This is a genomic window from Nocardioides sp. Leaf374, from assembly GCF_916862475.1.
In the GTDB taxonomy this organism is placed as follows: domain Bacteria; phylum Actinomycetota; class Actinomycetes; order Propionibacteriales; family Nocardioidaceae; genus Nocardioides; species Nocardioides kribbensis.
Map to the genome: position 1 here is coordinate 17,736 of NZ_CAKASO010000016.1, position 24,037 is coordinate 41,772.

The window sequence follows — 24,037 nt, forward strand, 5'->3', positions numbered from 1 at the left end:
AGCATCCCCGGGCGCACCAGCCCGGTCAGGCCCCGAGCCGCTCCCAGCGCCCCTCGGAGACGACCCTGACCTGGCCGTCGTCGACCACGAGGGCCGAGTCGTCGTCGAGGGCGTAGGAGGGGTGGTCGAGGCCCGCGGCCCAGCTGCGGGCCGCGGCCAGGGTGTTCTCCGGCATCTGCGGGTGGTCGAGGTGGGGGAAGATCGACACGTCGACCCAGCCGAGGGTGCGGTCGTCCTCGGCGCCGGCCCACTCCACGAAGTCGGCCCCGATCCGCGGCGTCGCCACCATGCTCCCGGCGCTCGTGCCCACCCAGACCAGCGCGGGCATCGTGGCGAGCACGTCGAGCAGGCCCGAGGCCCGCAGCCAGTGCGCCAGGTACGTCGCGTCGCCGCCGTCGACCAGCAGCACGTCGGTGTCGCGCACCCACGGCTCCCAGCGCTCGGGGCCGATGCTGGGCAGCGCGGTGAGCTCGAGCAGCCCGACCGAGGCCCAGGGCAGGGACACGCCCGACTGGTCGTGCGGCGCCGCGCCCACCACGGCTCCGCGCACCGAGCCGGGCCCGCACATCGGGTGGCCCCACTGGGCGGTCGGCACCAGGAGGGCGCGGCACTCCTCGACCGGCCGGGGCAGCAGGTCGACGAGGGCGGCCCCGATCGCGGCGTTGGTGACGCCGCCGGAGGTGAGCAGGAGCTTCACGAGGTGCCTCCAGGGCGGGTGGGGGAGCCGGGCACAGGAGCAGACCGACGGTGCGACCCGGACTCATCGGTGCCGGACGTGACGAGCCCCCGACCTGGGGACCAGGTCGGGGGCTCGGTGTCGGGGTGAGTAACGGGACTTGAACCCGCGACATCTGCCACCACAAGGCAGCGCTCTACCAGCTGAGCTATACCCACCATGCGCGCGCCGGACGGAGCCGGAACCGCGCGATGAAGTGTAGGGGACTCAGCTCCCGGAGGTGGAATCGAGGCCCGTGATCGACCCGCCGTGGGTGGCGGCGATGGCGCGGGCGGCAGCGCTGTCGGGCCCGGGCTGGGGCACGAAGACCGCCTCGCGGTAGTAGCGCAGCTCCTCGATGCTCTCCTGGATGTCGGCCAGGGCGCGGTGGTTGCCGCGCTTCTCGGGGGCGGCGTAGTAGGCCCGGGGGTACCAGCGCCGGGCCAGCTCCTTGATCGAGGAGACGTCGATGATCCGGTAGTGCAGGAAGGCCTCGAGCTCGGGCATGTCGCGGGCCAGGAAGGCGCGGTCGGTGCCCACGGTGTTGCCGGCCAGCGGCGGTCGGCTGCCGTCGCCGCAGTGCTCGCGCACGTAGGCCAGGACGGCGGCCTCGGCGTCGGCCATGGTCAGCCCGGCGTCGAGCTCGGTGAGCAGCCCCGACTTCTCGTGCATGTCGCGCACGAAGTCGCCCATCTGCTCCAGCGCGGCGGCCGGCGGGCGCACGACGAGGTCGACGCCCTCGCCGAGCACGTTGAGGTCGAAGTCGGTCACGAGGGCCGCCACCTCGATCAGGGCGTCGGCGCCGAGGTCGAGCCCGGTCATCTCGCAGTCGATCCAGACCAGTCGATCATTCATGGCGCGCACCCTACGCGCCGAGGCGCTCGGCCCGACTCAGCGACGGCTCAGGTCGGGCCCCTAGAGTTCTGGACGCCAGCCGTCGACCCGCACCGCCGAGGAAACCCCATGGCCAAGAAGCCCAGTCAGCAGGAGCGCTCGCAGCGCGCCGCCGCCGCCCTCGAGGACCAGAAGCGCGCGGAGCGCCGCCGCACGATCCGCAGCATCACGCTGGTCGTGTTCGCGCTCGTCGTCGTGGTCGGGATCGCCTTCGGGGTCCAGAGCCTGCGGGGCGGGGGAGAGGTCACCGCCTCCCCGGCCGGCCAGAGCGAGTACGGCGTCACCATCGGCGAGCAGGACGCCCCTCACCAGGTCGTCATCTACGAGGACTTCCTCTGCCCCTTCTGCGGCCAGCTCGAGGCCGGCACCGGCGAGGAGCTCCAGCAGCTCGCCGACGACGGGTCGGTGCTGGTGGAGTACCGCCCCTTCAACCTGCTGAGCCGGATCGGCGACTACTCCGAGCGCGCCACCAGCGCCTTCGCCGTCGTGCTCGAGGAGAGCGGCCCGGAGACCGCCAAGGAGTTCCACGACCTGCTCTACGCCAACCAGCCCTCCGAGGAGGGCCCCTTCCCCGACAACCAGGCGCTGCTCGACCTGGCCGTCGAGGCGGGCGCCGAGGAGTCGGCGGTCAGCGACGGCATCCTCGGCGAGTCGATGGTCGACTGGGTCGAGGCCGCCACCACCGCCGCCCAGGACGCCGGCGTGCAGGGCACCCCGACGGTGCTCCTCGACGGTGAGCAGATCTCCGGCGACCCCGAGCAGATCCTCGACCAGATCAACGAGACCGTGGGGTGAGCGACTCCTCCACGACGGGGCTCGGCCCCCGTCCCGACCTGCGCGCCTTCGTCGCCGGGCTGCCCAAGGCCGAGCTGCACGTGCACCACGTCGGCTCGGCCAGCCCCGCCATCGTCAGCGAGCTGGCCGAGCGCCACCCCGGCACCGTGCCGAGCGACCCCGACGCGCTGCGCGACTTCTTCGCCTTCCGCGACTTCGCCCACTTCATCGAGGTCTACCTCGCGGTGGTCGACCTCGTGCGCACCCCCGAGGACATCCGCTTCCTCACCTACGAGATCGCGCGCGAGATGGCCACCACGCAGTCCCTGCGCTACGCCGAGCTGACCTGCACCCCCTACACCTCGGTGCAGGCGCTGCGGGGCGAGCCCCACGTCGCGATCGGGGCCTTCAACGAGGCCATCGAGGACGCCCGCGTCGCCGCCGAGCGCGACTTCGGGATCGTGCTCCGCTGGATCTACGACATCCCCGGCGAGGCCGGCCTGCCCGCGGCCGACCTGACCCTGGACCTCGCGCTGCGCCACCCCACCGACGGGCTGGTCGGCTTCGGGCTCGGCGGCCCGGAGATCGGCGTGCCGCGCCCGCAGTTCGAGCCCCACTTCGCCGCCGCGCGCGCCGCGGGCCTCCACAGCGTGCCCCACGCCGGCGAGACCACCGGGCCGCAGACGGTCTGGGACGCGCTGCGCCTGCTGGGGGCCGAGCGCATCGGCCACGGCACCTCCGCGGCGCAGGACCCCGCCCTGCTGGCCCACCTGGCCGAGACCGGGGTGCCGCTGGAGGTCTGCCCGTCGTCGAACGTCGCCACCCGCGCCGTCGCCACCCTGGCCGACCACCCGCTGCGCGCCTTCCGCGACGCCGGGGTGGTGGTGACGATCAACTCCGACGACCCGCCGATGTTCGGCACGACGCTCAACCGCGAGTACGAGATCGCCGCCGACCTGCTCGACCTCGACGAGGCCGGGGTCAAGGACCTCGCCCGCGCCGGCGTGCGCGCGTCGTTCGCCGACGACGCCACCCGGGCGCGCGTGCTCGCCGAGATCGACGCCTACGCCGGACCAGCGTCCTCGGCCTGACCCTCGACCGGCACCTCGACCGGCGTCTCGACGTAGTGCTCGACCGGCCCGCGGAAGTGGGCCAGGACCCGCTCGGGCAGGGTCGAGAGCTGGCTGACGTGGCTCTGCAGCGCCCGGGCCTTCGTCGCGACGAGGTCGGGGTCGAGGTCGAGGCGCACCATCTGCTCCCAGGGCGCGTCCTCGGGGCCGCGGGTCGGCCACAGCGACACGGGGTACTCCAGCAGCCGCGCACCGCTGCGCTGCGCCGCCACCGCCGCGGCACGCCCGGCGGCCTCGTGGTCGGGGTGCCCGTCGTGGCGCCACGGCGCGGCCAGCAGGGTGCTGGACCCGTCGCCCACCAGGCCGGCGAGGCTCGCAGCGACGGCCTGCTCCTGGGCGGCGACCTCGCCGTCGGCGGCGCCGAGGAACACCAGGGGGGCCTCGGGCGCGAGACGGGCCAGGGCGTTCTCCATCTCGGCCAGCCGGGTGGTCGCCAGCGCGTGGCGCGTCATCAGCTGGGAGGGGCGGTGGCTGGCCTCGCCGGCGGTGAGCAGCACGACGTAGACGGGGACGCCCTGGCGGTGGGCCGTGGCCATGAGGCCCGCGGCACCGAGGCTCTCGTCGTCGGGATGGGCGCTGACGACGACCAGCCGGGTGCAGGCCCGCTCGCCGTGGCTCAGCCGCAGCAGCGGCACGGCGCCGTAGCGGGGGTGGGCCTCCCAGTCGGCGACCGACGACGTGGCCGGGGCGTCGCCGGCACGGTGGCCGGCGCTCGACGGGTGCGCGCGCTCCCCGTCCCGATCCGACGTCATCGTCACCGGCAGAACCTAGATTCCGGCGGCCCGTGGGCACTTCCTCCCGCCGGGTGAATACTGTCGTGCCATGAGCAACCCGGCCGGCCCCGTGCGCGTCGCGGTCGTCAACGACTACGAGATCGTGGTCGCCGGCGTCGCCGCGCTGCTCGCGCCGTACCGCTCGCGCGTCGACGTGGTGGAGCTCGACATCGGCGTCGGCGTGGTCGGCGACGTCGACGTGGTGCTCTACGACACCTTCGGCCAGGTGCAGGGCGACGGGATCGAGCTGGAGGACCTCGTCGCCGACGGCTCGCCCAAGGTCATGGTCTTCAGCTGGAACGTGCAGGCCGACCTCGTCGAGCGCACGATCGCCCGCGGGGCGTCGGGCTACCTGTCCAAGCAGTCCGACGCGCGCGACATCGTCGAGGCCATCACCCGGGTCTGCGCCGGGGAGACGGTGCGGCCCGGTGAGGTCGAGGACCTCGACGAGCACGACCGCGGCGCGTGGCCGGGTCGCGACCACGGCCTGTCGGCGCGCGAGGCCGAGGTGATCGCGCTGATCACCCAGGGCCTGTCCAACCAGGAGATCGCCGACCGGTCCTACCTCAGCATCAACTCGGTGAAGACCTACATCCGCACCGGCTACCGCAAGATCGGGGTCTCCCGCCGGGCCCAGGCGGTGGCGTGGGGCATGCAGCACGGCTTCTCGCCCGAGCACGCTCGGGTGCTCCGCTGACCTCACCCGATCGGGTGAGGACCGCAGGGGCGTCGTGCTTTATGCCACGGCGTCTGTATACATTCGACGGCGTGAGTCCCTCCGCACCCGTCGTCGCGACGCTCGTCGACGACTTCCACGTCGTCCTCCCGGGCGTGCGTGCGCTGCTCGAGCCCTACCGCTCGCGGGTGGTGCTGGTGGAGCTCGGTGACGCGCTGGTGGAGCCGCGGTCGGTCGACGTCATCCTCTACGAGCCGGTGCGGCTCTCGCAGAGCAGCCACTCGATGCTCCGCTCGCTCGCCGCCTCCTCGGGCGCGCGCCCGGTCGTCTACACCTGGCGCGAGCACAGCGCCCAGGGCGCGCCCGCCGGGCCCGTCGTCGGTCGGCTCTCGAAGTCGCTCACCGGCGCCCAGCTCGTGGCCGGCATCGAGGCGGTCCACCGCCACGTCGGCCCCCCGCCGGGCCCCCGCCCCACCGTCGACCGGGCGGCCCACGCCGCCGTCGTCGCCCGCGGTGGTGCCGCCGACAACGGCCTCACCCCGCGCGAGGCGCAGATCCTGGCCCTCATCACCCAGGGCTACACCAACGTCGAGATCGGCAAGAGGCTCTACCTGTCGATCAACTCGGTGAAGACCTACGTGCGCGGGGCCTACCGCAAGATCGACGTCGAGCGCCGCACCCAGGCCGTCGCCTGGGGCCTGCAGCACGGCCTCGGCGACGCCGAGATGGTCCGCCAGCCCACGGGCACGCGCGCCTCCTGACCTGCCGCCCCGGCGCTCGGCGGTGAGGCCGGTCCAGACCACCTCGCCCGGACGATGGCCGGGACGCCCGCGCGTCTGCCTAGCCTGAGCCGATGGACCCCTTCGCCCACGCCGGTGCGCTGGCCGACGCCTACCGCGCGGTCGACTGGTCGCGCTCGCCCGTCGGGGACCCGTCCACGTGGAGCCCGACGCTGCTCCAGGCCCTCGAGACGGCGTGGAGCAGCCGCTTCCCGATCACGCTGATCTGGGGCCCGGAGCTGGTGCTGCTCTACAACGAGGCCTACGTCGCCCTCATCGGCGACAAGCACCCCGCCGCCCTGGGCGAGCGGACCCGCACGGTGTTCCCGGAGGCGTGGGACGGCATCGCGCCGCTGCTCGAGCAGGCGACGCGGGGCGAGGCCACGTGGAGCGCCGACGCCCTCATCCCGCTCGTGCGCCACGGCCACCTCGAGGACTGCTACTTCACCTTCTCCTACTCGCCGGTCCGCTCCGCGGCCGGTGTCATCGAGGGGATCGTCGACATCTCGGTGGAGACGACCCGCCAGGTCGTCGACGCGCGGCGCCTGGCCCTGCTCTCCGAGCTCGGCATCGCCCTGAGCGGCTCCGCCTCGGCGACCCAGGTCGCGCAGCGCGCCGCCGAGGTGCTCGCCGGCGACCCCGCCGACCTGCCTGCGCTCGCGCTGCGGCTGCCGCGCTCGACCCCCGCCGCGGAGGCCGTGGACGAGGCCGGCGCGGGCGCGCCCGCGCTCCCGGCCGCCCCCTCCGCGCCGTGGGACGGCGACCGTCCGCTGCTGGAGCCGGTCGACGGGGGAGTGCTGGCCTGGCTGCCGGTGCGGGTCACCGGCGCGCGCAGCGAGCGGGGCGGCCACCTCGTCGTACGCCTCCCCCCGGCGCTGGCCGCCGACCCCGACCACCTCGCCTTCCTGGCCCTCGTGGCGCGCGCGGTCGAGCGCGCCCTCGACGCCGTCGCCGTCCTCGAGGCCGAGCGTCGGGCGGTGGCCGACGAGCGCCGTCTCTCCGAGGTGCTCCAGCACAGCCTGCTGACCCCGCCCGCCCAGCCCGCGGGCGTGGAGGTGGCCGTGCGCTACGAGCCCGCGGGCGAGCAGGCCAGCATCGGCGGGGACTGGTACGACGCGTTCGTGCTGCCCGACGGCGACCTGGTGGTCGCGATCGGCGACGTCGCCGGCCACGACCGCGACGCCGCAGCCCTCATGGGGCAGGCGCGCAACCTGCTGCGCGGGATCGCCTACGCCACCCAGGCCGCGGCGTCGCGGGTGCTGTCGCTGCTCGACGAGGCGCTCGAGGGGCTCGGCCTCGACACCACCGCGACCGCCGTCGTCGCGCGGCTCGGGCCTCCCGTCGACCTCGACGGCGTGCAGGGCCGCTCGCTGCGCTGGTCCAACGCCGGACACCCGCCGCCGCTGCTGCTCGGCGCCGACGGCCGGGTGCGGCTGCTGGACCACCGCAGCGACCTGCTGCTCGGCCTCGACCCGGCCGCCGCGCGTGCCGACCACGAGGTGCTGCTCGCGCCGGGCGACACGCTGGTCATGTGCACCGACGGCCTCGTCGAGCACCGACGCCAGCCGCTCGACGTCGGTCTGGGACGCCTCGCCGACCTCCTGCACGGCCAGCAGGACCTCGACGTGGAGACCCTCTGCGACCGGTTGGTGGCCGGGTCGGAGCGCCACACCGAGGACGACGTGGTCGTGCTGGTGGTGCGGGTGCAGGCCGGTCAGGGCAGCGAGAGCGCCGCGGTGCGCCGGGTGACGTCGGGGCCGACCGGGTCCTCGGCGTCGGCGTAGGCCCTCACCCCGCGGCTCCACACCCGCAGCCGCACCTGGTCGACGTCGGCCCCGTCGGCCGCGCGCGCGAGGCACCGCACGGGGAGCCGGAAGCCGATCGTGTCGGCGGCCAGGTCGACGGTGACGGTGTCGCCCTTGCAGTCGGCGGCGGCGTTGCCGGCCACGAGCGTGGCGCTGGGGCCCGCGGCGGAGGGGGTGCGGGTGATGACGTAGGCGATGTCGGAGGGGGCGACCCCGGAGACCAGCACGCTGAGGTACTGCCTGTAGCGGCGCCCGCCGGGGTGCACCAGCGTGCGCAGGTCCTCGAAGCGCACGCGCCCGACGAGGGCCCGCGGCTGCTCGGCGGCCCGGAAGCCCGCGCGGCGCACGTCGACGCTGGGGCGCAGCACGGTGTCGTCGGCGGCGGTCTGGGCGAGGTCGCCGACCGGGTCCTGCCGCGACACGGCGGTGGGCTGCGGCGCCAGCGCGCCGACCGGGGGCGCCGCGAGGCCGGCGAGCACCGCGGTGAGGAGCACGGTTACGAGCACGGGGACGAGCACGGCGGGGGGAGTGCGCAGCACCGTGGCCTCCGAGAGGGGTGGGTCGGTTCCGTGGACGGGGCGCCCCCGGCAGGACTCGAACCTGCGACCGGCGGATTAGAAGGCCGCTGCTCTATCCAGCTGAGCTACGGAGGCGTGGACCGGCCCGGGCCGGTCGGGCGTCAGTATGCCGCACCGGCGCGGCCGCCCGGTCGCGACCGGGTCAGGGCACGACGACGATCTTGCCGACGTGGCCGCGCTCGGCCAGCCGGGCCTGCGCGAGGGCCAGGTCCTCGAGGGCGAAGGTCTCGGCGACGACGGGTCGCACCAGGCCGCGCCGGGCGATGTCGACCAGGGCCGCGAAGACCCGCCGCGTGTGCATGGTCGAGCCGACCAGGGACAGGTCGGCCAGGTAGAGCCGGCGTACGTCGAGCCCGACGGCCCAGCCGTCGAGGGAGCCCGCCACGACCCACCGGCCGCCGCGGCGCAGCAGGTCGAGGCCCTCGGCGAGGAAGGGCCCGGCGACCACGTCGACCGCGGCGTCGTAGCCCTCGGGGGCGGCGGCCGCGGCGTCGGCGAGCACCTCCCCGCGCCCCCGGTCGACGACCACGTCGGCTCCGGCGGCGCGGACGGCCCGGGCCTTGCTGCCGCTGCACACCGCGACGACGCGCGCGCCGCGGGCGCGGGCCAGCTGCACCGCCGCGAGCCCGACCCCGCCGGAGGCGCCGGTGACCAGCACGGTGTGACCCTCGCCGACCCCGCCCCGCTCAAGCATGCCCAGGGCCGTGCCGTAGGCGATCGGCAGCGCGGCGAGCTCCACGTCGGACAGGGGCGAGTCGTCCACCCGGTGCGCGCACGCGGCGGGCACCACGACGTGCTCGGCGAAGCCCCCGTCGCGCTCGCTGCCCAGCACGTCGACCACGGCGGCGTCGGGGCCCGGGTCGGCGTAGAGGGCGGGGTCGAGCAGGACCCGTGCGCCCACGAGGTCGGGGGCGGTGCCGCTGCCGACCGCGACGACCGTGCCGGTCACGTCGGCGCCCTGCACGCGCGGGAAGTCGAGCGGGCCCAGCCAGCCGCCGCGGGCGTCGGGGTCCTCGGCCGAGGCGGCGTAGGAGCCCTCGCGGGTCCAGAGGTCGGTGTTGTTGCACCCGGCCGCCGCGACCCGGACCAGCACGTCGTCGGGGCCGGGTCGCGGCAGGTCGACCTCGCGCAGCTCGATCGCGTCGAGGCCGCCGTGGTGGGTGATCACGGCGGCCCGCATCGAGGGGGCGTCCGGCGAGGTCACGGGGCGGCCCGCCTCAGGCCGCGGTCATGTCGTTGATCTCGCCCACGAGCACCTCGATGGCGTCCTCGAGGAAGAGCAGGCCGTGGGTGCGGCCGTCGGCGTCCACCGACTTGGCGACGTGCGAGCCGTGCTGGCGCATGCGCGACAGGGCGTCCTCGAGCTCCACCTCGCGGGGGATGGCCACGAGACGGCGCAGGCGCTTGGCCGGCACCGGCACCTCGAAGTCGTCCAGCGGCAGCTCCATGACGTCCTTCATGTGCACGTAGCCCACGGGCTCGCCCGACTCGTCGGTGACGACGTAGCGGCTGAAGCCGTGCTGGACGACTGCACGCTGCACGTCGAGCGGGGTCGCCGACGGCGGCAGGAGCACGAGGTCGGCCAACGGCACCTCGATGTCGGCGGCCAGCTTGTCGGTGAACTCGAAGGCGCCGGTGAGCGGGCCGGGGGCGTCGTCGAGGGTGCCCTCGCGGCGCGACTGCTCGACGATGCCGGCGACCTCCTCGAGGGTGAAGGTGCTGGTGGCCTCGTCCTTGGGCTCCACCCGGAAGAGGCGCAGCACGCCGTTGGCGATGGCGTTGAGCGTCCAGATCAGCGGCCGCACCACGCGGGAGACGAAGACCAGCGCCGGGGCGAGGATCAGCGCGGCGCGGTCGGGCACGGAGAAGGCGAGGTTCTTGGGCACCATCTCGCCGAGCACGACGTGGAGGTAGGTCACCAGCAGCAGCGCGATGACGAAGGCCACGACGCTGATGACGTCGGCGGTGAGCGGCGTGAGGCCGAGGGGGTACTCCAGCAGGTGGTGGATCGCCGGCTCGGAGACGTTGAGGATGAGCAGCGAGCACACGGTGATGCCCAGCTGGCTGGTGGCCAGCATGAGGGTGGCGTGCTCCATCGCCCACAGGGTGGTCTTGGCGGCACGGCTGCCGGCCGCGGCGCGCGGCTCGATCTGCGAGCGGCGCGCGGAGATCACGGCGAACTCCGCGCCCACGAAGAACGCGTTGCCCGCCAGCAGGACGACCAGCCAGACCAGGCCGGGGAGGTACTCGCTCATGCGTGCTCCTGGGCGATCGGGTCGGCGCCCTCGCGGGCGGCTGCGGTGCCGGCTGCGGCGTCGGCGGGGACCGGGTCGTCGGGCACGTAGCGCACCCGGGTCACCCTGTTCTCCTCCGCGCGCTCGACGCGCAGCAGGCCGCCGTCGACGACGACCTCGTCGCCGGCCTCGGGGATGCGGCCCAGCTCGGCGGACAGGAAGCCCGCGACGGTGTCCCAGTCCTCGCCCTCGGGCACGGCCACGCCGGCGCGGCTGAGCAGCTCGTCGGGACGCCAGGTGGCGTCGAAGGTGATCGAGCGGCCGCGCCGCGTCAGGGCGGAGTGGTAGCGGTCGTGCTCGTCCTCGAGCTCGCCGATGAGCTCCTCGACGAGGTCCTCCATGGTGACGATGCCGGCGGTGCCGCCGTACTCGTCGGTGACGACGGCGATCTGGAGCCCGCCGCCGCGCAGCTGGTCGAGCAGTGCGGTGGCGCCCAGGGTCTCGGGCACGCGCAGCGGCTCGATCATCAGGTCGGCGGCCGTGGTGGAGCCGCGGGCCTCGAGGTCGACGGCGAAGGCCGCCTTGACGTGCAGGAAGCCGACGATGTCGTCGGGGCCCTCCTCGATGACCGGCAGCCGCGAGTGACCGGTGGCCGCGGCCACCGCGATCACCTCCGCGGCGCTCGCCCCGGCCTCGACCGACGACATCCGGATGCGCGGGGTCATGACGTCGGAGGCGTCGCGCTCGGTGAAGCGCAGGCTGCGGTCGAGCAGCGTCGCGTCGTCCTCCTCGAGCAGACCGGCCGAGGCGGAGTGACGGATCAGGTAGGTCAGCTCGTCGGCGCTGCGCGCACCGCTCAGCTCCTCCTGCGGCTCCACGCCCATGGAGCGGATCAGGCCGTTGGCGGTGTTGTTGAGCAGCATGACCACCGGCTTGAACACGGTGGTGAACGCCGTCTGGAAGGGCACGACGGCCTTCGCGGTGGCCAGGGGCACCGCGAGGGCGAAGTTCTTGGGCACGAGCTCGCCGATCACCATCGAGAAGAGGGTGGCGAGCAGGATGCCGATGACCGCCCCGACGCCGACGACGGCGGCGTCGGGCACCCCGAGGCCGCCGAGGGGCTCCTCGAGCAGCGAGCTGACAGCCGGCTCGAAGGTGTAGCCGGTCAGCAGCGTCGTCAGCGTGATGCCCAGCTGCGCGCTCGACAGGTGGGTCGAGGTGATCCGCAGGGCCTTGATGGTGGTGCCCAGGCGCTGCTCACCGCCGGCCTGGCGCTTCTCGAGGTCGTGCCGGTCGAGGTTGACCAGGGCGAACTCCGAGGCGACGAAAAGCCCGGTCCCCACGGTCAGGACCAGGCCGATGCCCAGCATGAACCACTCGTTCACGCGCTCCACCTCCTGACATCCCCAGGGCTCGGGACATGGTCGTCAGGAGGGTTCGGACTTCGTGGTGTGTCATCCATGGTGGGCCCAGCCTAACGGGCCGCGGCGGCTCAGCCGATGAGGCCGCCCATCCAGTCCTCGACGTCGCCCGAGGAGCGCGGCAGCGCGGCGGAGAGGTTGCGCGAGCCGTCGGCGGTGATGAGGATGTCGTCCTCGATGCGGATGCCGATGCCGCGCAGCTCCTCGGGCACGAGGAGGTCGTCCTCCTGGAAGTACAGGCCGGGCTCCACGGTCAGCACCATGCCCTCGGCCAGGTCGCCGCGGGGGTAGACGTCGATCGAGGAGCGGCCGCAGTCGTGGACGTCCATGCCGAGCATGTGGCTGGTGCCGTGGAGGGTCCAGCGCGAGTAGACCTTGCTCTGCGGGTCGAGCGCCTCCTCGGCGCTCACCGGCAGCAGGCCCATGTCCTCCAGGCCGTGGGCCAGCACGTCCATCGCGGCCTCGTGGGCCACCAGGAAGCGCGCTCCCGGGCGCAGCGCGTCGATGCCGGCCTGCTGGGCGGTGAAGACGAGGTCGTAGAGCTCGCGCTGCACGGTGGTGAAGCGGCCGTCGACGGGCAGGGTGCGGGTGACGTCGGCGGTGTAGAGGTTGCCCCCCTCCACACCCATGTCGAGGAGCACCAGCTCGCCGGGGGTGATCGGCCCGGAGTTCTCGATCCAGTGCAGCGTCGTGGCGTGGCGGCCGCCGCCGACGATGGAGTCGTAGCCGATGTCGTTGCCCATGGCGCGGGCACGGCGGAAGAAGGTGCCCTCGATCCAGCGCTCGCCGTACTCCCTCACCCGGGGCCACTCGCGCACCGAGTCCTCGAACCCGAGCGTGGTGATGTCGCACGCCTCCTGCAGCTGGGCGACCTCCCAGTCGTCCTTGACCAGCCGCAGCTCGGAGGCCACCCGGGCCAGGTCGTCCTCGAGTGCGGCCTCGGCGGCCAGCATCCGGTCGACGGCGGGGGAGACCCCGCGGTGCACCCGGGTCTTGGTGGTGCCCTGGGTCAGGTCGCCCTGGAGACGGTCGATGTGGCGCACCTCGAGGCCCAGCGACGACGACATCTCGTGCAGCGAGGGACGACGACCGGCCCACAGCTCGCCGTACTGCCGGTCGCGGAAGAACTCGTCGGTGTCGCGCGAGGAGCGGGGGCGGGCGTAGAGCACGTGCTCGTCGTCGTGGACCACCAGGACCGCGTCGCTGGTCTGGTTGCCCGAGAAGTAGGTGTGGGCGGTGTCGGGCCGGAAGCGGTAGTCGGTGTCGTTGGAGCGCACCTTGAAGCCGCCGGTCGGGAGCACCAGCCGCTCGCCCGGGAAGGCCTCGGCCAGCCGCGTGCGGCGCTGGGCGGCCAGGGCGGCCACGGGGTGCAGCGGCAGGTCGAGCTCGCGGTCGCCCCAGCCGGTGCGCATGAAGGCGGCGTAGGCCTCGGGCACGGCCGGGTCGTGCGACTCCGTGGCGGGCGTCGCGCTCGCGGTCTGCTCGGGGCTGGTGGTCTCCTCGCTCATGGGCTCACCCTACGCGCCGAGGGAGGGCGGAGCGGCTGCCCGATAGGCTGCGGGCCATGCCCGGAGCCCGTCGCGACAGTGTCGCCTTCACGGTGCTCGTCACCGTGCTGGTGGTGCTCGGCGCGCTCCCCGTGCTGCTGGTGATCGCCCTGTCGGGGGCGCCCTCGTCGCTCGTGCTGGCCACCGCGCTGGCGGCCCTGCCCGTGGTGCCCCTGGTGGCCTGCTACCTCTGGCTCGACCGCTACGAGCCCGAGCCGCGGGCCCTGCTGCTCCTGGGCCTGCTGTGGGGCGGCTTCGTGGCCACCGCGGCGGCGCTGCTGGTGCAGGGCGTCGGCGGGCTGGTCGTCGGGTTCACCGACGCCGCCAGCCTGGCGGTGGTGGCTCCGCTGACCGAGGAGGCGACCAAGGGCGCCTTCCTCGTGCTGCTGCTGTGGTGGCGCCGCGCGGAGCTCGACGGCGTCCTCGACGGGATCGTCTACGCCGGCATGGTCGGCGTCGGCTTCGCCTTCGTCGAAAACATCCTCTACCTCGCGGCGGCCTACAACGGCACCGACGGCACCGGCCCCGGCGGCACCGAGGCGCTGACGACGACCTTCGTGCTGCGCTGCCTCTTCGGCCCCTTCGCCCACCCGCTCTTCACCGCCTTCACCGGCATCGGGGTCGGGCTCGCGGTCGGCTCGCGCCACGGCGCCGTGCGTGTGGTCGCCCCGGTGGTCGGCTTCTCGCTGGCGGTCGTGGCGCACGGGCTGTGGAACGGCTCGACGCTCTACGGCTTCGGCGGGTTCGTCGTGGTCTACGTCGTGCTCATGCTCCCGGCGCTCGTCGGCCTGCTGGTCCTCGCCGTGTGGGCGCGCAGCCGGGAGTCGCGCATGCTCGCCGCCGCCCTCGGCGACGCCGCGAGCCGCGGGCTGGTGCCGGCCACCGACATCGGGTGGGTCGTCGACCTGCGGGCCCGGCGCGAGGCCCGTGCCTTCGCCCGCCGGCGCGGGGGAGCGCAGGCCGAGCGGGCCATGCGCGACTACCAGCAGGCGGCGATCGAGCTCGGTTTCCTCCATCACCGCTTCCTGCGCGGCACCCCACCGCCAGACTTCGCAGCACGAGGACAGCACTACGTCGCCCGCATCGGCGCCGTCAGGCCGTTCATCGCCTTTCCAGGACAGGTGGTTCCGACCCGATGACAGCCCCGACCGACGCCGGCGCGACGCCCGGCGGCCCCCGCCGCGGCGGATCCGACGACGCCCAGATGCTCACCGCGCTCGTGCGCCTGCGGGGTGCCCTCCAGGCCGCCGAGCTGCCCCTGGAGGTGCCCGGCGTGGAGGCGCAGCGGGCGGCCCGACGCGAGATGGTCGACCAGCTGGAGGACTACGTCATCCCGCGGGTGATGACGATCGACGCGCCGATGCTGACCGTCGTCGGCGGCTCGACCGGCGCCGGCAAGTCGACGCTGGTCAACTCGCTGGTCGGCACCCGCGTCACCCAGCCGGGGCTGCTGCGCCCGACCACGCGCTCGCCGGTGCTGGTGCACCACCCCGACGACGCCGAGTGGTTCGGCCAGGACCGCCTCCTGCCCGACCTCGCCCGGGTCGCCCACAGCACCGACGACCCCGACGCGCTGCAGCTGGTGCCCTCCGAGCTCATCCCCTCGGGCCTGGCGATCCTCGACGCGCCCGACGTCGACTCGGTCGAGGAGCGCAACCGGACCCTGGCCGCCCAGCTGCTCGCCGCGGCCGACATGTGGCTCTTCGTGACCTCCGCGGCCCGCTACGCCGACCAGGTGCCGTGGGACTCGCTGCGCGGCGCGGCCGACCGCGCCACCGCGGTGGCGATCGTGCTCGACCGCACCCCGCCCGAGGCGGTGCAGACGGTCGCGGCCCACCTGGCCCGGATGCTGGCCTCGCGGGGTCTGAAGGACTCGCCGATGTTCATCGTGCACGAGGGCCCGGTCGACGAGGCCGGCCTGCTCCCGCCGGCGCACGTGGCCGACATCCGCGGCTGGCTCGACTCGCTGGCCCACGACTCCGAGGCCCGGGCCGCGGTGGTCAAGCAGACCCTCGACGGGGCGATCCGGGCGCTCACGCACCGCGTGCACCCGGTGGCCGACGCCGCCGCCGAGCAGCTCGCCGCCGCCCGCACCCTGCGCGAGGACGTCGACCGCGCCTACGACGCCGCGGTGCTCGCGGCCACCACCGCCACCGCCGACGGCACCCTCCTGCGCGGCGAGATCCTCGCGCGCTGGCAGGAGTTCGTCGGCACCGGGGAGCTGCTGCGCTCGCTGGAGAACCGCGTCGGGTGGATCCGCGACCGCGTCGTCAACGCCGTCAAGGGCAAGCCCCAGCAGGCCGAGCGGGTCACGGTGGCGGTGGAGTCCGGCCTGGAGATGCTCGTGCTCGAGCACGCCGAGGCCGCCGCCGAGCGCGCCGAGACCGCCTGGAAGCAGCTCAACGCCGGTCAGGGCCTGCTCGACCGGCCCGACGTCGACCTGGGCCGTGCCTCGCGCGACCTGCGGCGTCGCGCGGAGGTGTCGGTGCGCGAGTGGCAGGACGAGGTGCTCGCGATGGTGCGGGCCGAGGGCGCCGACAAGCGCTCGACGGCACGCTTCCTGGCCTTCGGTGTCAACGGGCTGTCGGTGGCCCTCATGGTCGTGGTCTTCTCCAGCACCGGCGGCGTGACGGGGGCCGAGGCCGGCATCGCCTCGGGCTCGGCGGTGCTCGGGCAGAAGCTGCTCGAGGCCGTCTTCGGGGAGCAGGCCGTGCGTGGCCTCGCCGAGCGGGCGCGCCGCCGTCTCGAGGAGCGCGTGCGCACGCTGCTCGAGGGCGAGCGGGCGCGCTGGGTCGCGGTGCTCGACGGGCTCGAGCTCGTGCCGGGCGCCGGCGAGGGCCTGCGGGTCGCCGCCCGCCGGGTCGACGACGTGCGCTACTCCTCGGCGCAGCCCCGGTCCTGACCTACTCCGCACGCGGGCGGGTGCGACCCCCTAGGGTGGTGGCGGAGTTCGACGAGACCGTGCGGGTGAGTGGGAGAAGATGACGTCCTTGCTGGAGGGGGCCAAGAAGCTGGCCACCCGGGGCACCGACATCGGGGCTCGGATCGCGGGTCTCGCCGAGGCGGCCGAGGCCGCGCGCGGCAGGCTCGACGACGCCCTGGTGCGGGAGACCGAGGAGGTCGTCGAGCGCGCCGCGGGCCGGCTGCGCCTCTCGGCCACCCACACCGTGGTCGGCATCGCCGGAGCCACCGGGTCGGGCAAGTCCTCCACCTTCAACGCCCTGACCGGGCTGGAGCTCTCCGCCGTCGGGGTCCGCCGGCCCACCACCTCCTGGGCCACCGCCTGCGTGTGGGGCAGCGACGGGGCCGAGGAGCTGCTGTCGTGGCTCGGCATCCCGCCGCGCCACCAGACGACGCGCGACTCCATGCTCGACACGCGGCGCGAGTCCAACGCCCTCGACGGCGTGGTGCTGCTCGACCTGCCCGACCACGACTCCACCGAGGTCGCGCACCACCTCGAGGTCGACCGCCTGGTCAAGCTGGCCGACATGCTGGTGTGGGTCCTCGACCCGCAGAAGTACGCCGACGCCGCCATCCACGACCGCTACCTCGCCCCCCTCGCGACCCACGAGGGCGTGATGGTCGTCGTGCTCAACCACATCGACAGCGTGCCGGTCGAGCGCCGCCAGTCGATGCTCGACGACGTGCGGCGCCTCCTCGACGCCGACGGCCTGCCCGGCGTGCCCGTGATCGGCATCAGTGCCCGCGAGGGCCTGGGGGTCGACGAGCTGAAGGCCGAGATCGGTCGGCGGGTCTCCGAGAAGGCCGCCACCCGCACCCGGCTCGAGGCCGACGTGCGCGCCGCGGCGGCCCGGCTGGAGGCCGCCGGCGGGAGCGGTCGCACGCGCGCCCTGCCCGCGGCGCGCGTGGAGTCGATGGAGTCGGCCCTCGCCGAGGCCGCCGGCGTCACCACCGTGGTCGACGCCGTCGAGCGCTCGACCCGCCTGCGCGCCGCGGCCGCGGCGGGCTGGCCGGTCGTCTCCTGGACCCACCGCTTCCGCAAGGACCCCCTCGCCCGGCTCGGGCTCGAGCTGGGTGCCGACGCCGCGGCGCTGCGCGGCAGCCGCCGGGCCGTGCCCGAGGCGAACGCCGTGCAGCGGGCCCGGGTCGACAACGAGGTGCGCGCCCTGGTCGACGACGTGTCGACCGGGCTCCCGCAGCCCTGGACGGAGTCGATCCGCCGCGCCTCGGTGGCCCGGCTGCCGGAGATCGGCGACCGTCTCGACGCCGCGGTCGGCTCCGTCGACCTCGACGCCGCCCGGATGCCCGCATGGGCCGGGGCGGTGCGGGCCCTCCAGTGGCTCCTGCTCCTCGCCGCGGGCGTCGGACTCGTGTGGAGCGTGGCCGCCGGGCTGTCGGGCTCGCTGCCCGACACCGTGGCCGTCGCCGGCATCGCGCTGCCCCTCGTGCTCCTCATCGGTGGCGTGGCCCTGGGCGTGCTGCTCGCCCTGGGCTGCCGCGGCCTGGTCGCCGGCACGGCCCGCAGTCGCGCGGAGGCCGCCGACCGGCGGCTGCGCGAGGCGGTCTCGGGGGTCTCCACCGAGCTGGTGGTGCGCCCGGTCGAGGCCGAGCTCGCGGCCTACACCCGGCTGCGCCACGGGCTCGACGCGGCCCAGCGCTGACCACGAGTCGTCCACACGGGCGCGTGAGGGTCCGTCCGTCCCCAGGCCCGGCCCGAGGCGCTGCGGAGGTCGGCGCCGCGGCGTTCGCTTGTCCCCACGGGCCGCCCCGAGGCGGCGGCCACCGAGGGACGAGGAGACTCCCGTGCTGAACGAGACCATGCTGACCCTGCAGGGCTGGGTCGGGGGCGAGGTGACCCTGCGCCACGCCGGTGAGGCGCCGGTGGCCGGCTTCCGGCTCGCCGTGACCCCGCGCCGCTTCAACCGCCGGTCGGGGGAGTGGGGCGACGGGCCGACGGTGTGGTACTCGGTCAACGCCTGGTGGGGCCTGGCCGACAACGTCGCGACCTCGGTGCGCCGCGGCGACCCGGTCGTGGTGCACGGGCGTCTCACCACGTCGTCGTGGGTCAACTCCGCGGGCGCCGAGGTCACCTCGATGGAGGTCGACGCCGTGCTCGTCGGCCACGACCTGACCCGTGGCACGAGCAGCTTCGCCCGCACGCCCCGTCCGGCCTCGAGCGCCGCCGGGGCCGAGGAGGCCGCGGCCGGCGACGGCGTGGCGGCCTGAGCCGCCGGCGGGGCCCGGGGTGCCCGGACGCCCGGGCAACCCCGTAGGCTCGGGGACCATGGCGGAATATGTCTTCACCCTGCGCAACGTGCGCAAGGCCCACGGCGACAAGGTCGTCCTCGAGAACGTCACCCTCTCCTTCCTCCACGGCGCCAAGATCGGCGTCGTGGGGCCCAACGGCACGGGAAAGTCGTCGCTGCTCAAGATCATGGCCGGTCTCGACCAGCCCAACAACGGCGACGCGATCCTCGACCCGCAGGCCACGGTCGGCATGCTCCAGCAGGAGCCGCCGCTGAGCGAGGGCAAGACGGTGCTGGAGAACGTCGAGGAGGCGGTGGCCGAGACCAAGGCCAAGATGGCCCGGCTCGACGAGCTCTACATGATGATGGGCGACCCCGACGCCGACCAGGACAAGGTCGCCACCGAGGCGGGCGACCTGCAGACCGAGCTCGACGCGGCCAACGTGTGGGACCTCGACAGCCGGCTCGAGCAGGCCATGGACGCCCTGCGGTGCCCGCCGCCGGACGCCATCGTCGACAACCTCTCCGGCGGCGAGCGCCGCCGGGTGGCGCTGTGCAAGCTGCTGCTCCAGCAGCCCTCGCTGCTGCTGCTCGACGAGCCCACCAACCACCTCGACGCCGAGTCGGTGCAGTGGCTGGAGGGACACCTCAAGGACTACCCCGGCGCCGTCCTGGCCATCACCCACGACCGGTACTTCCTCGACAACGTCGCCGAGTGGATCCTCGAGCTCGACCGCGGCCAGGCCCACGGCTACGAGGGCAACTACTCCAAGTACCTCGAGACCAAGAAGGAACGTCTCAAGATCGAGGGGCAGAAGGACGCCAAGCGCGCCAAGATGCTGGAGAAGGAGCTGGAGTGGGTCCGCTCCAACGCTAAGGCCCGCCAGACCAAGAGCCGCTCCCGTCTCGCGCGCTACGAGGAGATGGCGGCCGAGGCCGACCGGATGCGCAAGATCGACACCTCCGAGATCAACATCCCCGCCGGTCCGCGGCTGGGTGACATCGTCCTGGAGGCCGACCACCTCACCAAGGGCTTCGAGGGGCGCACCCTCATGCACGACCTCTCCTTCTCGCTGCCGCGCGCGGGCATCGTCGGCGTCATCGGCCCCAACGGCGTGGGCAAGACGACGCTGTTCCGCATGATCACCGGCGGCGAGGAGCCCGACGAGGGCGCCCTCAAGGTCGGCACCACGGTCAAGCTGTCCTACGTCGACCAGAGCCGCGGCGGCATCGACCCGAACAAGAACGTCTGGGAGGTCGTCTCCGACGGCCTCGACTTCGTCAAGGTCGCCAATTTCGAGATGAACTCGCGCGCCTACGTCGCGTCGTTCGGCTTCAAGGGCCCCGACCAGCAGAAGAAGGCCGGCGTGCTCTCCGGCGGGGAGCGCAACCGGCTCAACCTCGCGCTGACGCTGAAGATGGGCGGCAACCTGCTGCTGCTCGACGAGCCCACCAACGACCTCGACGTGGAGACCCTGTCCTCGCTCGAGGACGCCCTGCTCGACTTCCCCGGCTGCGCCGTGGTCACCTCGCACGACCGGTGGTTCCTCGACCGCATCGCCACCCACATCCTCGCCTGGGAGGGCGACGACGAGGACAGCGCGAAGTGGTTCTGGTTCGAGGGCAACTTCGCGGCCTACGAGGAGAACAAGATCGAGCGTCTCGGAGCCGAGGCGGCCCGGCCCCACCGGGTCACCCACCGCCGCCTCACGCGCGACTGACGCGCCACCGACGAGCGACCCACCGGGTCGCCGGGCTCAGCGGATGTCCATCTCCGGGTGCCCGGCGACCAGGTGGTCGGCGACGACGTTCATGACCCGCCCGACGGCGGCGAGGTCGTCGGCGTCGGCGAGGTCGACCAGGTGCTCGCGCACGCCCGCGACGTGCATCGGGGCCGCCTGGCGCAGGACGTCGAGGCCCCGCTCGGTGAGCGAGGCGAGGATGCCGCGGCCGTCCTCGGGCGAGGACACCCGCTCGACGAGCCCGGCGCGCTCCATCCGGGCGACGGTGTGGGTGACCCGGCTGCGGCTGTGGGCCATGGCGTCGGCGAGCTGGGCCATGCGCAGGCGTCCGTCGCGCTCGGAGAGCCGCACCAGGATCTCGTACTCGGTCAGCGACAGGTCGAAGCCGCGTCGCAGGTCGTCGTCGAGCCGCGCCATGAGCAGCGTGTGGCCGACGAGGAGGGCGCGCCACGAGCGCTGCTGCGACTGGTCGAGCCAGCGCGGCTCGGCCGTCACGGGATCGCTGTCGGGCGCGGTGCGGTGCTCGGTCGTCATTCGACGGAGTCTAGGAGAGCCGCACCGCGGCCGCGGCACCCGAGACCGACTCGTGACGCACGAGCCGGCCGGGTGCCGCGGACCGGGGCGGGTCAGACGCGCTCGAGGATCAGGGCCATGCCCTGGCCGCCGCCGACGCACATCGTGATGAGGCCGGTGGTCTTGTCGTGCCAGTCGAGGCTGTTGATCATCGTGTTCTGCAGCCGGGCCCCGGTCATGCCGAAGGGGTGGCCGACGGCGATGGCGCCGCCGTTGACGTTGAGGCGGTCGATGTCGATGCCCAGGTCCTGGTAGGACGGCACGACCTGGGCGGCGAAGGCCTCGTTGATCTCGACGAGGTCGATGTCGCCGATGCTCATGCCGGCGTACTTCAGGGCGTTGCGGGTGGCCTCGACGGGGCCGAGGCCCATGATCTCGGGCGACAGGCCGCTCACGCCGGTGGAGACGATGCGTGCGAGCGGGGTGAGGCCGAGCTCGGCGGCCTTGGTGTCGGACATGATGACGACCGCGGCGGCGCCGTCGTTGAGCGCGCAGCAGTTGCCGGCGGTGACCACGCCGTCGGGGCGGAAGACCGGCTTGAGGTCCTTGATCGCGTCGTAGGTGACGCCGGCGCGGGGGCCGTCGTCGGTGCTGACCACGGTGCCGTCGGGGGTCGTGACGGGAGTGATCTCGCGGGCCCAGAAGCCGTTGTCGATCGCCTTCTCGGCGAGGTTCTGCGAGCGCACGCCGAACTCGTCGAGCTCCTGGCGCGACAGGCCGCGCAGGCGGGCGACGTTCTCGGCGGTCTGGCCCATCGCGATGTAGGCGTCGGGGAGCAGGCCGTCCTCGCGCGGGTCGTGCCAGTCCACGCCGCCCTCGGCGGTCTTCGCGGTGCGCGACTGCGCGTCGTCGAAGCGCGGGTTGACGGTGTGGGGGATGTGGTCGGAGGTGCCCTTGGCGAAGCGGGAGACGGTCTCCACGCCGGCGGAGACGAAGATGTCGCCCTCGCCGGCCTTGATGGCGTGGAAGGCCATCCGGGTGGTCTGCACCGAGGAGGCGCAGTAGCGGGTGACGGTGGCGCCGGGCACGGCGTCCATGCCGTTGAGCACGTTGACGACGCGGCCCATGTTGTTGCCCGACTCGCCGCCGGGCAGGCCGCAGCCGAGGTAGAGGTCGTCGACGGTGTTGGGGTCGAGCCCCTCGATCTTGTCCAGCGCGGTCTTGACGATCAGGGCGCTGAGGTCGTCAGGACGGAAGTCCTTGAGCGAGCCCTTGTTGGCGCGCCCGATGGGGCTGCGGGCGACGGAAACGATGACGGCCTCGGGCATGCGGGACTCCGGTCTGGTGTGGGTTACTGGCGGGTAATGCTGCCGGATCCACCCTAGTCCCCTCGTCCAGCGCTCAGGCGCAGGTGAGCGCGTCGGTGACCAGCGTGAGGGTGCGGGCCAGCCAGGCGCGACGCTCGTCGTCGGGGCGCAGGAGGGCGGCGGCGAGGATCCCGTCGTAGGCCGCGACCAGCGCGTCGGCCCGCTCGGTGCTGTGGGGGCGGCCCGCCGCGGCCAGGATGGCGTCGACCACGTCGACGAGGCGGGCGCGCCAGGGCGCGAGCTGCTCGGCGATCGCGGGGTCGCGGGTGGCGGCGGTGGACAGCTCGAGGCTGACGACCACGAGGTCGCGCCGGTCGACCCAGCGCTGCATCAGGGCCATCGCCAGGTCGAGCGCCGGTCCGGGTGGTGCGCCCTCGGTGCGCGGGGGCAGCGCGGCCACCTGCGCCGCGAGGTCCTCGACGTCGGCGGCCATGCTGCCGGCGACGTGCTCGGTGAGGGCGTCCCGCAGGGCCCTGCTGGTGCGCAGGTAGGCCGAGCAGCTGCCCTCGGCGATCCCGGCCTCCCGGTCCACCGCCCGGTGGGTCAGGCCGCGCAGGCCCTCGCGGGCGACCACGGCGGTCGCGGCCTCCGCCAGCTGCCGACGCCGCGGGGTCGGGTCGGGCATGGCGGCTCCTGCGGCGGGTGGTTGCGGCGGGTGGGTGTGGCGGGTGAGCGGCGACACTACCCGGCGCCGTTGCGGGCCACGGGGCTGCGGCGTACCTTCTACATCAGTAGAAGTTCTACACCTGTAGAAGGAGTCCTCATGGAACTGCTCAGCCCCGCCGCCGTCGCCGTCCTGTGGGCCGTGGTCGCCGTCGGCGTCCTCGGCGGCCTGCTCGCCGTGGGCGTCCTCGGCCACACCGTCCTGCGCCACCGCCACGTGCGGGTCGCCCGCCACCTGGGCCTGCGCGAGTACTACGGCGGGCTCGTGCTCAGCCACTGAGCGCCGCGTCTGGCAGAGTCGCCTCGTGCGTCACCTCTACGAGTGCCAGCTGCGCTGGGCCGACCTGGACCTGCTGGGCCACGTCAACAACGTGGTCTACGTCGACTACCTCCAGGAGGCCCGGGTCGACATGCTCCGGACCCACCGCCCCGCGCGGGAGGACGGCGCCGACGCGACCGCGGGCCTCGTGGAGGGACTCGTGGTGGTGCGCCACCGGGTCACCTACGTCGAGCCGCTCACCTTCCGCTTCACCCCCGTGCGCATCGAGTGCTGGGTCACCGAGGTCCGCGCGGCCACCTTCACGATGGCCTACGAGGTCTTCGACGAGACGCCCGAGGGGCGCCGCGTCTACGTGCGCGCCACGACCGTGCTGACGCCGTTCGTCTTCTCCGAGGAGCGACCCCGCCGTCTCACCGCCGCCGAGCGCGAGGTGCTGGCCGGCTTCCGGGAGGAGGGCGACGCCGTCGAGCGGCCGGCCCGCACCCCGGCGCGCGAGGAGGACCTGGGGCACTTCCCGCTCCAGGTGCGCTTCAGCGACGTCGACGTCTACGGCCACGTCAACAACGTGAAGTACTTCGAGTACCTCCAGGAGTCGCGCATCGCCATGCTGGCCCGGTTGTGGGGCGCCGCGCCGGGGGAGGACTCGCGCGCCAGCCTGGTCGTCGCGCAGATCGACGTCGACTACCGCGTGCCGATCCTCTTCCGCCCCGAGCCCTACGACGTGTGGAGCTGGTTCTCCCACGTGGGACGCAGCTCGTCGGTGGTGGAGAGCGAGATCCGCGACGGCGACACCGTGCTGGCCCGGGCCCGCGTCGTGCTGGTCTTCTTCGACACCGCCACGGGTCGCTCCGTGCAGCCGAGCGAGGAGGTGCGAGCGCCGTTGCTCGCCGCCCTCGACGGCTCCTGGACCGCGCGACAGAACGGCTGAGTCCGCCCGGG

23 protein-coding genes and 2 tRNA genes are annotated in these 24,037 nt (G+C 74.0%); 12 read left to right on the top strand and 13 right to left on the bottom strand.

Translation table 11 applies throughout. The annotated features are described in order from the left end of the window. Positions 1-25: 25 nt before the first annotated feature. From LPA27_RS09495 to orn, 3 genes are all read right to left on the bottom strand, one after another. Entirely contained in the window at positions 26-697 is a 672-nt protein-coding gene (locus LPA27_RS09495; protein ID WP_228942277.1) for a Type 1 glutamine amidotransferase-like domain-containing protein, read from the bottom strand. Between the two features lie 124 nt (positions 698-821). Next, positions 822-894, bottom strand: a tRNA-His gene (locus LPA27_RS09500). Positions 895-943: 49 nt separating this feature from the next. Next, the gene (gene orn, locus LPA27_RS09505; protein WP_056863712.1) at positions 944-1,570 is read right to left on the bottom strand and encodes an oligoribonuclease; all 627 of its coding nucleotides are present in this window, start codon (positions 1,568-1,570) and stop codon (positions 944-946) included. Between the two features lie 108 nt (positions 1,571-1,678). Between orn and LPA27_RS09510 the strand changes: the two genes are divergently transcribed. Together LPA27_RS09510 and LPA27_RS09515 are read left to right on the top strand one after the other, a co-directional pair. After that, on the top strand, positions 1,679-2,404 hold the full coding sequence (locus tag LPA27_RS09510; protein ID WP_056903588.1) for a DsbA family protein: 726 nt from the start codon (positions 1,679-1,681) through the stop codon (positions 2,402-2,404). Continuing rightward, entirely contained in the window at positions 2,401-3,474 is a 1,074-nt protein-coding gene (locus LPA27_RS09515; protein ID WP_056903589.1) for an adenosine deaminase, read from the top strand. The genes LPA27_RS09510 and LPA27_RS09515 overlap by 4 nt, the downstream gene beginning before the upstream one ends. Here the strand turns inward: LPA27_RS09515 and LPA27_RS09520 are convergent. Continuing rightward, entirely contained in the window at positions 3,447-4,265 is an 819-nt protein-coding gene (locus LPA27_RS09520; RefSeq protein WP_228942299.1) for a PIG-L deacetylase family protein, read from the bottom strand. The two genes, LPA27_RS09515 and LPA27_RS09520, sit on opposite strands and share 28 nt — an antisense overlap. A 70-nt stretch (positions 4,266-4,335) precedes the next feature. Between LPA27_RS09520 and LPA27_RS09525 the strand changes: the two genes are divergently transcribed. The 3 genes from LPA27_RS09525 to LPA27_RS09535 all read left to right on the top strand — a co-directional run bounded on the left by LPA27_RS09525 (position 4,336) and on the right by LPA27_RS09535 (position 7,525). Further along, on the top strand, positions 4,336-4,983 hold the full coding sequence (locus tag LPA27_RS09525; RefSeq protein WP_228942278.1) for a response regulator transcription factor: 648 nt from the start codon (positions 4,336-4,338) through the stop codon (positions 4,981-4,983). Positions 4,984-5,054: 71 nt separating this feature from the next. Beyond that, a complete protein-coding gene (locus tag LPA27_RS09530) occupies positions 5,055-5,723 on the top strand; it encodes a helix-turn-helix transcriptional regulator (protein WP_056863717.1) in 669 nt (222 codons plus the stop codon). 92 nt (positions 5,724-5,815) lie between these two features. Beyond that, positions 5,816-7,525 (top strand): SpoIIE family protein phosphatase, encoded by a 1,710-nt coding sequence (locus tag LPA27_RS09535; protein WP_228942279.1) that lies wholly within the window; start codon positions 5,816-5,818, stop codon positions 7,523-7,525. On the opposite strand, the gene LPA27_RS09540 is transcribed toward LPA27_RS09535, so the two are convergent. The 6 genes from LPA27_RS09540 to LPA27_RS09565 all read right to left on the bottom strand — a co-directional run bounded on the left by LPA27_RS09540 (position 7,456) and on the right by LPA27_RS09565 (position 13,287). After that, a complete protein-coding gene (locus tag LPA27_RS09540) occupies positions 7,456-8,085 on the bottom strand; it encodes a hypothetical protein (RefSeq protein ID WP_228942280.1) in 630 nt (209 codons plus the stop codon). The genes LPA27_RS09535 and LPA27_RS09540 overlap by 70 nt on opposite strands. A 40-nt stretch (positions 8,086-8,125) precedes the next feature. Continuing rightward, positions 8,126-8,199 (bottom strand) — tRNA-Arg (locus LPA27_RS09545). Between the two features lie 67 nt (positions 8,200-8,266). Next, positions 8,267-9,328: a zinc-binding dehydrogenase gene (locus tag LPA27_RS09550; RefSeq protein ID WP_228942281.1), complete on the bottom strand. Its 1,062-nt coding sequence runs from the start codon at positions 9,326-9,328 to the stop codon at positions 8,267-8,269. Between the two features lie 13 nt (positions 9,329-9,341). After that, entirely contained in the window at positions 9,342-10,379 is a 1,038-nt protein-coding gene (locus tag LPA27_RS09555; protein WP_056863719.1) for a hemolysin family protein, read from the bottom strand. Further along, complete coding sequence (locus tag LPA27_RS09560) at positions 10,376-11,743, bottom strand: hemolysin family protein (RefSeq protein WP_082500316.1); 1,368 nt, start codon at positions 11,741-11,743, stop codon at positions 10,376-10,378. The genes LPA27_RS09555 and LPA27_RS09560 overlap by 4 nt, the downstream gene beginning before the upstream one ends. A 107-nt stretch (positions 11,744-11,850) precedes the next feature. After that, entirely contained in the window at positions 11,851-13,287 is a 1,437-nt protein-coding gene (locus LPA27_RS09565; protein ID WP_228942282.1) for an aminopeptidase P family protein, read from the bottom strand. Between the two features lie 56 nt (positions 13,288-13,343). Between LPA27_RS09565 and LPA27_RS09570 the strand changes: the two genes are divergently transcribed. The 5 genes from LPA27_RS09570 to ettA all read left to right on the top strand — a co-directional run bounded on the left by LPA27_RS09570 (position 13,344) and on the right by ettA (position 20,254). Further along, positions 13,344-14,465: a PrsW family intramembrane metalloprotease gene (locus LPA27_RS09570; protein ID WP_056863721.1), complete on the top strand. Its 1,122-nt coding sequence runs from the start codon at positions 13,344-13,346 to the stop codon at positions 14,463-14,465. Next, positions 14,462-16,228, top strand: a complete 1,767-nt coding sequence (locus tag LPA27_RS09575; RefSeq protein ID WP_228942283.1) for a dynamin family protein — start codon at positions 14,462-14,464, stop codon at positions 16,226-16,228. The genes LPA27_RS09570 and LPA27_RS09575 overlap by 4 nt, the downstream gene beginning before the upstream one ends. A gap of 79 nt (positions 16,229-16,307) precedes the next feature. Further along, complete coding sequence (locus tag LPA27_RS09580; protein WP_267477200.1) at positions 16,308-17,948, top strand: GTPase; 1,641 nt, start codon at positions 16,308-16,310, stop codon at positions 17,946-17,948. A 142-nt stretch (positions 17,949-18,090) separates the two neighbouring features. After that, entirely contained in the window at positions 18,091-18,513 is a 423-nt protein-coding gene (locus tag LPA27_RS09585) for a single-stranded DNA-binding protein (RefSeq protein WP_228942284.1), read from the top strand. 58 nt (positions 18,514-18,571) lie between these two features. After that, on the top strand, positions 18,572-20,254 hold the full coding sequence (gene ettA, locus LPA27_RS09590; protein ID WP_056863723.1) for an energy-dependent translational throttle protein EttA: 1,683 nt from the start codon (positions 18,572-18,574) through the stop codon (positions 20,252-20,254). Positions 20,255-20,290: 36 nt separating this feature from the next. Here the strand turns inward: ettA and LPA27_RS09595 are convergent, their stop codons facing one another. From LPA27_RS09595 to LPA27_RS09605, 3 genes are all read right to left on the bottom strand, one after another. Beyond that, the gene (locus LPA27_RS09595; protein WP_200919018.1) at positions 20,291-20,809 is read right to left on the bottom strand and encodes a MarR family winged helix-turn-helix transcriptional regulator; all 519 of its coding nucleotides are present in this window, start codon (positions 20,807-20,809) and stop codon (positions 20,291-20,293) included. Between the two features lie 92 nt (positions 20,810-20,901). Next, positions 20,902-22,116 (bottom strand): acetyl-CoA C-acetyltransferase, encoded by a 1,215-nt coding sequence (locus tag LPA27_RS09600; RefSeq protein WP_056903595.1) that lies wholly within the window; start codon positions 22,114-22,116, stop codon positions 20,902-20,904. Positions 22,117-22,189: 73 nt separating this feature from the next. Next, positions 22,190-22,780 (bottom strand): TetR/AcrR family transcriptional regulator, encoded by a 591-nt coding sequence (locus tag LPA27_RS09605; RefSeq protein WP_056863725.1) that lies wholly within the window; start codon positions 22,778-22,780, stop codon positions 22,190-22,192. A 138-nt stretch (positions 22,781-22,918) separates the two neighbouring features. On the opposite strand from LPA27_RS09605, the gene LPA27_RS09610 reads away from it, so the two are divergent. Both LPA27_RS09610 and LPA27_RS09615 read left to right on the top strand, forming a co-directional pair. Continuing rightward, positions 22,919-23,098 (top strand): hypothetical protein, encoded by a 180-nt coding sequence (locus LPA27_RS09610; RefSeq protein ID WP_056863726.1) that lies wholly within the window; start codon positions 22,919-22,921, stop codon positions 23,096-23,098. A 25-nt stretch (positions 23,099-23,123) separates the two neighbouring features. Beyond that, positions 23,124-24,026: an acyl-CoA thioesterase gene (locus LPA27_RS09615; protein ID WP_056863727.1), complete on the top strand. Its 903-nt coding sequence runs from the start codon at positions 23,124-23,126 to the stop codon at positions 24,024-24,026. Positions 24,027-24,037: the final 11 nt, after the last annotated feature.

Coding starts and splice junctions, on each gene's coding strand:
- orn (WP_056863712.1), bottom strand. CDS start 1,570: ATGAATGATCGACTGGTCTGGATCGACTGCGAGATGACCGGGCTCGAC.
- LPA27_RS09510 (WP_056903588.1), top strand. CDS start 1,679: ATGGCCAAGAAGCCCAGTCAGCAGGAGCGCTCGCAGCGCGCCGCCGCC.
- LPA27_RS09520 (WP_228942299.1), bottom strand. CDS start 4,265: ATGACGTCGGATCGGGACGGGGAGCGCGCGCACCCGTCGAGCGCCGGC.
- LPA27_RS09525 (WP_228942278.1), top strand. CDS start 4,336: ATGAGCAACCCGGCCGGCCCCGTGCGCGTCGCGGTCGTCAACGACTAC.
- LPA27_RS09535 (WP_228942279.1), top strand. CDS start 5,816: ATGGACCCCTTCGCCCACGCCGGTGCGCTGGCCGACGCCTACCGCGCG.
- LPA27_RS09555 (WP_056863719.1), bottom strand. CDS start 10,379: ATGAGCGAGTACCTCCCCGGCCTGGTCTGGCTGGTCGTCCTGCTGGCG.
- LPA27_RS09565 (WP_228942282.1), bottom strand. CDS start 13,287: ATGAGCGAGGAGACCACCAGCCCCGAGCAGACCGCGAGCGCGACGCCC.
- LPA27_RS09570 (WP_056863721.1), top strand. CDS start 13,344: ATGCCCGGAGCCCGTCGCGACAGTGTCGCCTTCACGGTGCTCGTCACC.
- LPA27_RS09575 (WP_228942283.1), top strand. CDS start 14,462: ATGACAGCCCCGACCGACGCCGGCGCGACGCCCGGCGGCCCCCGCCGC.
- LPA27_RS09580 (WP_267477200.1), top strand. CDS start 16,308: ATGACGTCCTTGCTGGAGGGGGCCAAGAAGCTGGCCACCCGGGGCACC.
- ettA (WP_056863723.1), top strand. CDS start 18,572: ATGGCGGAATATGTCTTCACCCTGCGCAACGTGCGCAAGGCCCACGGC.
- LPA27_RS09595 (WP_200919018.1), bottom strand. CDS start 20,809: ATGACGACCGAGCACCGCACCGCGCCCGACAGCGATCCCGTGACGGCC.
- LPA27_RS09600 (WP_056903595.1), bottom strand. CDS start 22,116: ATGCCCGAGGCCGTCATCGTTTCCGTCGCCCGCAGCCCCATCGGGCGC.
- LPA27_RS09605 (WP_056863725.1), bottom strand. CDS start 22,780: ATGCCCGACCCGACCCCGCGGCGTCGGCAGCTGGCGGAGGCCGCGACC.
- LPA27_RS09610 (WP_056863726.1), top strand. CDS start 22,919: ATGGAACTGCTCAGCCCCGCCGCCGTCGCCGTCCTGTGGGCCGTGGTC.